This is a genomic window from Bacillota bacterium, assembly GCA_012837335.1.
Lineage (GTDB): Bacteria > Bacillota > Limnochordia > Darwinibacteriales > DTU012 > DTU012.
In genome coordinates this window covers 19,755-28,723 of the sequence record DURM01000024.1, presented here as the reverse complement: position 1 = coordinate 28,723, position 8,969 = coordinate 19,755, and the positions used below count along the sequence as shown (strand labels likewise).

The window sequence follows — 8,969 nt, the reverse complement described above, 5'->3', positions numbered from 1 at the left end:
CTGCCGGCACCTTGGGTGAAAAGGGTTACATCGTAACCTTTAGTGGCTGCGTTTTCCGCAATACCGCGGCCGAGACGTCCTGAACCCAGGATCGCTATTTTTTTAATTTCCATAAACTAAACCTCCTATATAGATTTCATCTACAGCAGAATCTGATGGGATTCTATTTTGCTTTTTCCATAAGATATTCTACATTGCGGGTAAGAAAAACCTGCCAATTTCTATATTATTTTCGCTCCCGATAGGTATTGCCTTTTAACTTCATTGTGATAAAATATGCAACAACAGACAAGTTACGAAAGGATTGGTTAAATGGATTTTGAGACTAAGTTTGGTAAGGAAGGGCTGACTTTTGACGATGTGCTTTTAGTGCCGGCTGCTTCCGATGTCTTACCGAGTGAGGTAAGTACATCCACTAGGATAACCAAAAATGTTACATTGAATATACCGATTATCAGTGCAGGTATGGATACAGTCACCGAAGCCCGAATGGCAATAGCCATGGCACGAGAAGGCGGCCTCGGTGTCATCCACAAGAATCTGTCAATCGAAGAGCAGGCTGGTGAAGTTGACAAGGTTAAACGCTCAGAGAGCGGCGTAATTGTTGATCCATTTTTCTTGAGTCCCGAACACAGGATCTCGGATGCTTTAGAGCTCATGGCTCGCTACCGCATCTCAGGTGTTCCTATTGTGGACAAGGATCACAAGCTGGTTGGAATTCTGACTAATCGGGATTTAAAGTTTGAGGAAAACTTTGATCAGCCGATCGGCGCGGTGATGACTAAGGATAATCTGGTCACTGGTCCGGTTAACACAACTTTGGACGAAGCTAAGAGAATCCTGCACAAGCACCGGATCGAGAAATTACCGTTAGTGGATGAGGATTTTCGCCTCAAAGGATTAATTACCATCAAAGATATTGAGAAAGCCAGACAGTATCCAAATGCTGCTAAAGACAGCCACGGCCGGCTGCGGGTAGCAGCTGCAGTCGGTGTCGGAGCCGATGTTATGGAGCGAGCAGCTGCTCTGGTAAAAGCTGGTGTTGATATTTTAGTTATTGATACTGCTCATGGCCACTCTAAGAAAGTAATCGAAACTACCGAGCTGTTAAAGCAGGAGTTTGGTGCCAAGGTTGATATTATTTCCGGAAACATTGCTACAAAAGAGGCGGCAGAAGCTCTAATTGCAGCTGGGGCAGATGCGGTTAAGATCGGCATTGGTCCAGGTTCGATCTGCACAACCCGTGTAGTAACCGGCGTAGGAGTGCCGCAGCTGACAGCTGTTTGGGACTGCGCTCAGGTAGGCAGAAAGCATGGCGTTCCGGTAATTGCTGACGGGGGCATTCGCTATTCCGGCGATATTGCTAAAGCGCTCGCTGCAGGAGCAGATGTGGTTATGCTGGGCAGTCTTTTGGCCGGTACAGAGGAAGCTCCGGGTGAGCTTGAAATTTACCAAGGCAGAAGTTACAAGGTCTATCGAGGTATGGGTTCATTAGCTGCTATGAAAGCAGGCAGTAAAGATCGGTACTTCCAGGAGGATGACAGGAAACTGGTGCCGGAGGGCATTGAAGGCCGCGTTCCTTATAAGGGCACCGTATCCGAGACAGTATTTCAGCTGATCGGTGGAGTGCGGGCCGGGATGGGTTACTGCGGAGCCCCGAATATCAATGCTCTGCAGGAAAAAGCACGGTTTGTGCGGATCTCTCCCGCCGGGATGCATGAGAGTCACCCTCACTCCATTCAGATTACTAAGGAAGCGCCAAACTATAGATTTTAAGAAAGAAGCGGAAACGCTTCTTTTTTTGTGACAAGGTATCGGTGGACTAACAGGGGAATAAAATGAGAAGCGAGGTGATCAGATGGTTAATAAACGCTGGCTGTTGTTAGTGATTCTTGGCTGGATGCTGATTAATATGATCCGCATCGGTTTACCTGCAGATAATGGTGAAAATTTGATTTTCTGGATGGCTCTGCAGCAACTCTGGCTGATTCTTGGCAGTCTCATGGCTTTGAGAAACACGGTCGTTTTGCGGTGGCAGTTAAAGGATTTTGTAAGGGGATTTACAGCGGGTTTGGTCCTGTTTTTCATAATCAATTTGCTCAACCTCATAATTATCACTGGATTAAGCCAAGTTTTTGGATCCGAGCACGTGCAGAGCTGGCTGGCCCAGGAACAGGCTGGAATCAGTATGCTTTTAGGGGTTGAGGACCCGGTCAGGATTGGGTTGGCAGCGCTGTTAATAACTGTTGGAGCTTCCCTCAGTGAGGAACTTTTATTTCGCGGAGCAATGCTGAAATCGCTAGCTCAGGTAATGCCGGGAAAATGGGCAGTCTTCTGCAGCGCCATTTTCTTTGCTCTGGTGCATTTTTATTTAATCCAATTTATTCCGGTGCTGATTTCGGGCATAATTTTAGGCCGGCTGTTTACAGCCAGCGATAACCTGCTCAGACCGATAACCGCCCATGCAGTCGTAAACACTTTGGCATTATTGATCTACATTCTGTGAAACTCCTCTACATCAACAACGAACAGAATAGCTCCGCCAACTTCGATTTCAATTGGCAGATGAATTGAAGTTGGAATCTCTGCCGCTGCCTGAGGAATGATTTTTTTGCGGCGGACACAGATTCTTTTCACAATATCAATCACAGGATCAACCTGCTCATCTTTCACACCTACCAAAAGAGTGGTGTTTCCATGGAGCAGGAAACCGCCAGTGCTGGCAAGTTTAGTAGAACTATAACCTTCTGCGGATAGTTCGCGAATCAGGTTTGGAGCATCGTCGTCTTCAACTACTATAATAATTAATTTCATAGAGGACACCTCCACTAGTATTATTTGACGCCGCGTTACTTTTTCCTTTCGCCTGCATATTCTAATAACAAATACCTGCGCAAGGAGCGAGCAAAAATGAATGTTACCGTCGGAACAGTGGTGGTTAGAAAGTCCTATTCTGGTGACATTTATTTTATAGTTGTCGATATCCGGGGAGAAACCGCTATCTTAAAAGGCTTATTTCACCGCTTAATGGCTGATGCCCCCCTTGACGATCTGATCCGCGTCCCGGAGAGGAAAAAACGACAGCTGTTCCAGAAATTAGCCTATCCAACCAAAGATCTGTAAACAGAGATGACAGCGTCGGTCATTTCCTGCAGCGAAAAATGCTCTTGAGCATAGCTGGCGCTGAATTCCTGCAGTTCTGCTAAGTTTGTCTTGGAAAGATATTCTACTTGAGCGGCAATCACTTGTGGATCTGGAAGCTGTTTGGCTGCGCGGCCGCTGAAGTTGTAATGCCGCAGCAGCTCTACATTTGCTTCAGTGACAACTCCATCGAGATAATCTCCCAGAACGAAACAAGCAGCTCCTGCTGCCATTCCTTCCCGAACGCTTCTTCCAGTACCGATTACCAGATCGGCGGCTTGATAAAGCGCAGTCAAATTAACTTGCCAGCCTGAGTATGGAATTCCCAGATAATAAGGCCGCCAATTGCCTACAGAATAAACTTTCCATCCCTGCGCTGTCAGCGCCCTTACAAGTTCGGCACAGCCCGGCTCTTTTTCTTCGGTCATTCGCACTGCAATAAGAGCAGTCGGTACAGAGTGATTTCTTGGTATCTGTTCAGTTCTTAGCGCGCGTATATCTACTCCATTTTCGATCATTACGGTTTTCTCCGCTGGGAGTGCCAGCGTTTCAGCCATTTCCGGACTGATTGTGATGATCTTGTCAGCAGCTGCAAGCAGATCCAGCGGTTCAAAATCTAAATAGTGGCAGGTGGCTGCTGTCGGGATTTGATACCGTCTGCCAAAGTCAAGGGCAAGTTCTAAGGTGTGGGCAGAATGAGTATGAATCAGATCGAAGCTGTAGTTCTCCATCAGCTTATCGAGATGGTGTTGCTCAGCTGATGTGGTAAAGGGAATGCGGCGGGAACTCAGCCATTGGCGGTAAGCCGGATGGTCCAGATTAACAGCAGCCAAGAACGGCTGGTGACCTGCTTTTAGCAGTTCTGAACAGAGGGAGAACACATGGGTTGTTTGACCGTTTAAATAAAAGCGGGTCAGCATTAAAATCCGCAAGCCAAATCCTCCTTAAAACAGCAGCAATAAGAAGTAATCCAGCACCCCGATATGCGGATGCTGGATTGTATCCCCTTCCATAACCAGCTTAAGTGTTATTTCTAGGAGGTTGGGGTGGGAAGGGCGGCCAAAAGGCTCCTGACCTGGCCAACTCAAACCATTCAGGACAGCCGAGGGGTTCAAAAGCTTCACATTCTGGGGGTTCAGGACAGAACCTACCAAATACTTCAAGCTGAACCAAGGAAACAACTTTTACAACAATGTAAACACCTACATCGCACTCGATTGCCGTTCCGCCATCAACCGGAGTGCAGCTGATACATTGAATCAGCGGTAGGATGACAACATCCATACCCGGCAGTGCACCCTCTAACAACACTCTCCTTCTTCTAAATTGGGCTGTTTGTTGAATAAAGCGGGTTTCTCCGTTGCCGTCATATTCAACATTAAGCACAAAGTTTACAGTTATGCTGAGCTCGCCGGCACCAACTATAGTTCCCATTGTTTCAATGTTTGTTACTTCACAGTCGACTACGTTAACAGCTGGCGGATATCCGGGGGGAATGGGGATGCGGTAGATTGGACAATCAATGATCACGCATTCATTGTAAACTTTGTTTACTAGAATACATTCACGCTCAAAATCAGGCTCATAACCTTCATAAGGCATTAAGCGAACCCTCCTTTCTGAGATCATATTATGCAGTCGGTTTCTAGTGGTGATGATTTCTCAAAAAAAGTCTTAATTAATTTCTACCGGGCATAGATTTACTAGGAAAGGAGGTTTAAAATGCGAATTAGGCTTGAACATCCCCGCTACAAATTGTTAACAAGCACTGGCGAAGGTTTGGTGCTGCATGGTGATAAAACTGTGCCGCTTTATCCAAATCAAGTAGAGGACTGCGCGGTTACAGTCAGTAAAAATAACATTCACGTGGCGGCTCTGTTAAAGAATAATACGATTCTCCACTGGTTTGGCGACAGCGAGCTGCTTTCGCAGGAAATAATGACAGAAGCGCAGCCGATCCGCAGCTTGAAGATGGTAACAGATTCGGACGGAACTCCTCACTTGTTTTATCTTCAAGAAAACCTTAAACAGACAGGCTGTGTCTTAATCCAGCATACCTTTGCCGCCGGCCGCTGGGGTGACTCGGTGCGTGTAACCAGTAATATCAGCGGCGATCCCCAGCATTGGCAGATCGCTAATGGTTCTGATCGGCAGCTGCATTTAGTATATGCGGATCAGCCGCTGGAGACATTGTTTTACCGCTTGGGAGATATGAAGAATAAGTCTTGGAGTGGTGCCATCCCATTAGTTCAGGAGCCGGCCGACAGCCCTCAAATTTATGATTCTAACAGGGCTTTAATAATTGTGTGGATCAGCAGTTTGGAGCAGGGTAAAATTCTTAAAGCTGTGCTCAGGGAGGAATACTGGAGTAAACCCTGTGAGCTGTCTCCCATCACCAAGGACGTTTTTCAGCCCGGAATAGATATTTCTCATGATGTTCCAGCTGTGGTTTGGATGCAGTCGAGTAAACTGTGGCGCGCGCGGTATGAGCAGGAGTGGTCGGATCCGGAGCTGTTGGACATGGATGTGTATGAGAGTACTTATCAGGCGGTATCTGCTGATGCCGAAGACAACTGCGGGTGCGCGGTGATGCGTGTCTATGTTCGCAGACAGGAAGAACTGCAGTCAGTGGCGGAGGAAAAGCCGCCAGGTGATGCTCAAACTCCTGCACCGACACCAGAACCAGATCCTCAGCCCAAACCGGAGCCATCACCTGCTGAGCAGGCCCGCAAAGAGGCAGAGCGGCGGTTTTTTGCTCAGGCCTTTCAGCTCCATCAAGAATGGCAGTCTGTTAAGGAACAGTATGCCAGAATTCTTGATGTTAAAGCTGAACTCGCTGAGGAAATCGAAAAGAGCTTGACGGCTAAAGCGGAGCAGCTGCTGGAGCAGAAGCTGAGGGAACAATCTGAGGAGCTGAGTTTATTAGTTCAGCGGGTTCAAACGCTGAGAGAAGAGGTTCGCAGTTTAAAAGCGCGGTTCGGAACGCAGCGTCCTAATGCTGAGTTTAATACCCTGAAGGAGCGGATCGAGAAAATCGAATCCAGTTTAAGGGCAAAAATTTCCGAGACTCAGCTGCGCGAGATCAAGTCTAGAATTGCGGAGCTGGAAGCTCAAAACAGCGCAAAGGCGGCACAGTCTGAATCCAAACCGCTTAAGAGCAGACCAAAACGCAATCTAATTCAAAAAATCCTATCCCGCATCTAATTGAGTTCCAGGAATTACCGTTGGAGCTCTCCCTGTCAATAAGTTATAATGGTCTAGGACACAATATTGTTCTAGACTATTATATTACAGGGAGTGAATACCTTGAAACGATATGCAGTACTATTGCTGGTCGTGATGCTGATTGCATCCATCAGTCTAGTTTCTGAAGCAAGTTCTTGGAGTTATTGGCAGAATGGGTGGACAAGCTCTAATAACGGCAGCAGCAACAATAATAACAATAATAATGGCGGCAGCGGTCATACCAATAACAGCAGTTCCAATCCCTGGAGTTCTTACTGGGGTTCATGGAATAACAGCAGTAATGGTTGGGGCTGGAACAATCCACAGCCGCAGAATCCCACTCCAAATCCGGTGCAGCCTGCTGATCCGGTAGAGCCGGAACAGCCACAGCAGCCAACTCAGCCCAATCCGCAGCAGCCTCTGCAGCCGATTACACCAAAGCCTAATCCTGTGCCTGCTCCATCAAGTTCGCTGACCAGTCTGGAAAAGCAGCTGATTGATTTGGTGAATCAGGAGCGGACAGCGAGGGGATTAAAACCTCTGACAGTGGATATGAGCTTAGTAAGGTTAGCTAAAGAGAAGAGTCATGAAATGGCATCAACCGGTGAGGTGGCGCATTATGCCAGAACGAAGTTCCACTCAATCTTGGATGCTGCTGGAGTCAGCTATAAGATGGCTGGTGAAAACTTAGCTAAAGCAGGCAGCCTAACCCGCGTTCATAACGGCTTAATGAACAGCAGCGGCCACAGAGCTAATATTCTATCATCCGCTTATACTCACATTGGAGTTGGTATTGTTAAATACGGTACCATGTATTATGCAACAGAAATCTTTGTAGGCAGATAAATACTGATCATAAAAAAGCTGAACACAGGAAAACACCTGGGCGTTCAGCTTTTTTGCTTATTCAATGAGAATGTCCGCTACACTCTGCAGTACATAAGTGGGCTTGATGGGGGACGCTTTTAACATTTCGAAATTGGTGATGCCGGTCAGCACTAGCGCTGTATCAATTCCTAAATCGATTCCCATTTGAATATCAGTTTCCAAACGGTCGCCTATCATTAAACAGGATTCGACCGGCAGCTGCAGACGGTTAAGAGCTGTTTTCAGCATTTGAGGCGAAGGTTTACCGCAGATCAGCTCAGGGCGGCGCCCGGTCACTCCTTCGATAGCGCCCATCATGCCGGCGCAGTCCGGTATTTCACCGCCGTCAACGGGGCAGGTGCGGTCCGGGTTAGTAGCGAAGTAGCGTGCTCCATTTTTTAGAGCAATCATCGCATCGTTTAGTTTATTGTAATGAAACGTGCGGTCAAAAGCTACGACCAAAAAATCAGCTTGGAGTGGATCTTGGGTTATCTGTAAGCCTGCAGACTCTAATTCCTCGATTAGAGGCGGCTCGCCAATGACGTACACTACTGCACCCGGTTTTTCTTGGCGGATGCAGTCGGCGGTGACTAGAGAAGAGTTAATGATGTTATCAATAGTGACGCTGATACCCATGCGGTTTAGTTTTTCTGCGTAAGCAGCGCGGCTTTCGATGGGCTTGTTAGTTAAAAACACTACTTTTTTACTCTGCCGCAGCAAGGATGCAATTACGCGATCGGCATTAGCGAGCAGGCGGTTGCTCAAGTAGATTGTCCCGTCAAGATCAAAGATGTATCCTTCATATTTCAGTAAGTCCATTCATTCTATCCTGCCTTCCGTCCTCAGTTATTCCGCCTTCATTATATAGAATATTTCCCAGAACTTCAATAACCGGCAATTGTGGCCAAATGGGCGAAGTAATCCTCGATGCCGTTAACAACTGCTGCAGCTATTTCCTTCTGGCCCTTTTCCGAGAGCATATATTCACGATCTTGTTTGTTGGAAACAAAACCAATCTCAATCAGTACGGTTGGAATACGGCTGCGGCGCAGGATAAAGAAGTTATCGGGTTTAATGCCCGGCTCTGCTCTTCCCGGGAGGAGGTCTTTTAGGTAGCGCTGGACCGCCAAGGCGAGCTGTTGGCTCTCATGGGAGTGGGGTTGATACAGAGTTACGGCTCCTTTAGCGCTTTCGGAGCGGTAGTGGTTTGTGTGGATGCTGATCATTATATTCGCATGGTGCTGCTCAGCTATTAATAGACGTGATCTCAGGCCTAATCTGTAGGTAGGCGGATAGCGAGTTCCTAAAGCGATATCCCGATCGCGGGAATCTATTGATCGCCCCAGCTGAAGATCTTCCTGGTACTCCTGTTTAGTAATCGCAATCTCTTGTTCGTAGGTGATGTAATCCCACAGATCGGTATCCTCATCTCGGGTAATGACAGCTGTTCCGCCGCGGTTGTTGATTTCTTTGACAATCGCTTTACTTAACAACAGGGTAATCTCTTTTTCATATACACCCGCATGAGCACTGCCTGAGTCTCGGCCGCCATGACCGGGATCAACTGCTACAATATAGCCGGTAAGCTTGGCTTCTGTAGGGACCACCTGCGGTTTAAAGATAACTAAAGCCATAACGATCGCGATAATGGCTGCTGTGCCAAGCAGCACCGCTCTGACATGCTTGAGAGTTATTACTACAAATATTCTCGATGACAAGCAGAACACCCCTCAGCA

General features: G+C 47.3%; 11 protein-coding genes. 5 read left to right on the top strand and 6 right to left on the bottom strand.

The window, feature by feature from the left end:
- On the bottom strand, positions 1 to 113 hold a 113-nt coding region (locus GX019_03855), incomplete at its 3' end, for a hypothetical protein (protein ID HHT36294.1).
- A 199-nt stretch (positions 114 to 312) separates the two neighbouring features.
- Here GX019_03855 and guaB point away from each other — a divergent pair.
- Positions 313 to 1,776 carry an IMP dehydrogenase gene (guaB, locus tag GX019_03850; GenBank protein ID HHT36293.1) on the top strand — a complete coding sequence of 488 codons (1,464 nt, stop codon included), beginning with the start codon at positions 313 to 315 and terminating at the stop codon, positions 1,774 to 1,776.
- An 82-nt stretch (positions 1,777 to 1,858) separates the two neighbouring features.
- A complete protein-coding gene (locus GX019_03845) occupies positions 1,859 to 2,506 on the top strand; it encodes a CPBP family intramembrane metalloprotease (GenBank protein HHT36292.1) in 648 nt (215 codons plus the stop codon).
- Here the strand turns inward: GX019_03845 and GX019_03840 are convergent.
- Positions 2,494 to 2,814, bottom strand: coding sequence for a hypothetical protein (locus GX019_03840; GenBank protein HHT36291.1), 321 nt, complete (start codon positions 2,812 to 2,814; stop codon positions 2,494 to 2,496). The genes GX019_03845 and GX019_03840 overlap by 13 nt on opposite strands.
- Before the next feature lie 96 nt (positions 2,815 to 2,910).
- Here GX019_03840 and GX019_03835 point away from each other — a divergent pair, with 96 nt between their 5' ends.
- Positions 2,911 to 3,123 (top strand): hypothetical protein, encoded by a 213-nt coding sequence (locus GX019_03835; protein HHT36290.1) that lies wholly within the window; start codon positions 2,911 to 2,913, stop codon positions 3,121 to 3,123.
- Here GX019_03835 and GX019_03830 read toward each other — a convergent pair.
- Together GX019_03830 and GX019_03825 are read right to left on the bottom strand one after the other, a co-directional pair.
- Positions 3,102 to 4,073: a glycosyltransferase family 4 protein gene (locus tag GX019_03830; protein ID HHT36289.1), complete on the bottom strand. Its 972-nt coding sequence runs from the start codon at positions 4,071 to 4,073 to the stop codon at positions 3,102 to 3,104. The two genes, GX019_03835 and GX019_03830, sit on opposite strands and share 22 nt — an antisense overlap.
- Positions 4,074 to 4,161: 88 nt before the next feature.
- Positions 4,162 to 4,743, bottom strand: coding sequence for a hypothetical protein (locus GX019_03825; GenBank protein HHT36288.1), 582 nt, complete (start codon positions 4,741 to 4,743; stop codon positions 4,162 to 4,164).
- Between the two features lie 120 nt (positions 4,744 to 4,863).
- Between GX019_03825 and GX019_03820 the strand changes: the two genes are divergently transcribed.
- Both GX019_03820 and GX019_03815 read left to right on the top strand, forming a co-directional pair.
- Positions 4,864 to 6,345 (top strand): hypothetical protein, encoded by a 1,482-nt coding sequence (locus tag GX019_03820; GenBank protein ID HHT36287.1) that lies wholly within the window; start codon positions 4,864 to 4,866, stop codon positions 6,343 to 6,345.
- A 102-nt stretch (positions 6,346 to 6,447) separates the two neighbouring features.
- A complete protein-coding gene (locus GX019_03815; protein ID HHT36286.1) occupies positions 6,448 to 7,212 on the top strand; it encodes a hypothetical protein in 765 nt (254 codons plus the stop codon).
- 57 nt (positions 7,213 to 7,269) lie between these two features.
- Here GX019_03815 and GX019_03810 read toward each other — a convergent pair whose 3' ends face one another.
- Positions 7,270 to 8,052: an HAD-IIA family hydrolase gene (locus GX019_03810; protein HHT36285.1), complete on the bottom strand. Its 783-nt coding sequence runs from the start codon at positions 8,050 to 8,052 to the stop codon at positions 7,270 to 7,272.
- Positions 8,053 to 8,117: 65 nt separating this feature from the next.
- Complete coding sequence (locus GX019_03805; protein ID HHT36284.1) at positions 8,118 to 8,951, bottom strand: N-acetylmuramoyl-L-alanine amidase; 834 nt, start codon at positions 8,949 to 8,951, stop codon at positions 8,118 to 8,120.
- Positions 8,952 to 8,969: the final 18 nt, after the last annotated feature.

Coding starts and splice junctions, on each gene's coding strand:
- guaB (HHT36293.1), top strand. CDS start 313: ATGGATTTTGAGACTAAGTTTGGTAAGGAAGGGCTGACTTTTGACGAT.
- GX019_03825 (HHT36288.1), bottom strand. CDS start 4,743: ATGCCTTATGAAGGTTATGAGCCTGATTTTGAGCGTGAATGTATTCTA.
- GX019_03820 (HHT36287.1), top strand. CDS start 4,864: ATGCGAATTAGGCTTGAACATCCCCGCTACAAATTGTTAACAAGCACT.
- GX019_03845 (HHT36292.1), top strand. CDS start 1,859: ATGGTTAATAAACGCTGGCTGTTGTTAGTGATTCTTGGCTGGATGCTG.
- GX019_03840 (HHT36291.1), bottom strand. CDS start 2,814: ATGAAATTAATTATTATAGTAGTTGAAGACGACGATGCTCCAAACCTG.
- GX019_03835 (HHT36290.1), top strand. CDS start 2,911: ATGAATGTTACCGTCGGAACAGTGGTGGTTAGAAAGTCCTATTCTGGT.
- GX019_03810 (HHT36285.1), bottom strand. CDS start 8,052: ATGGACTTACTGAAATATGAAGGATACATCTTTGATCTTGACGGGACA.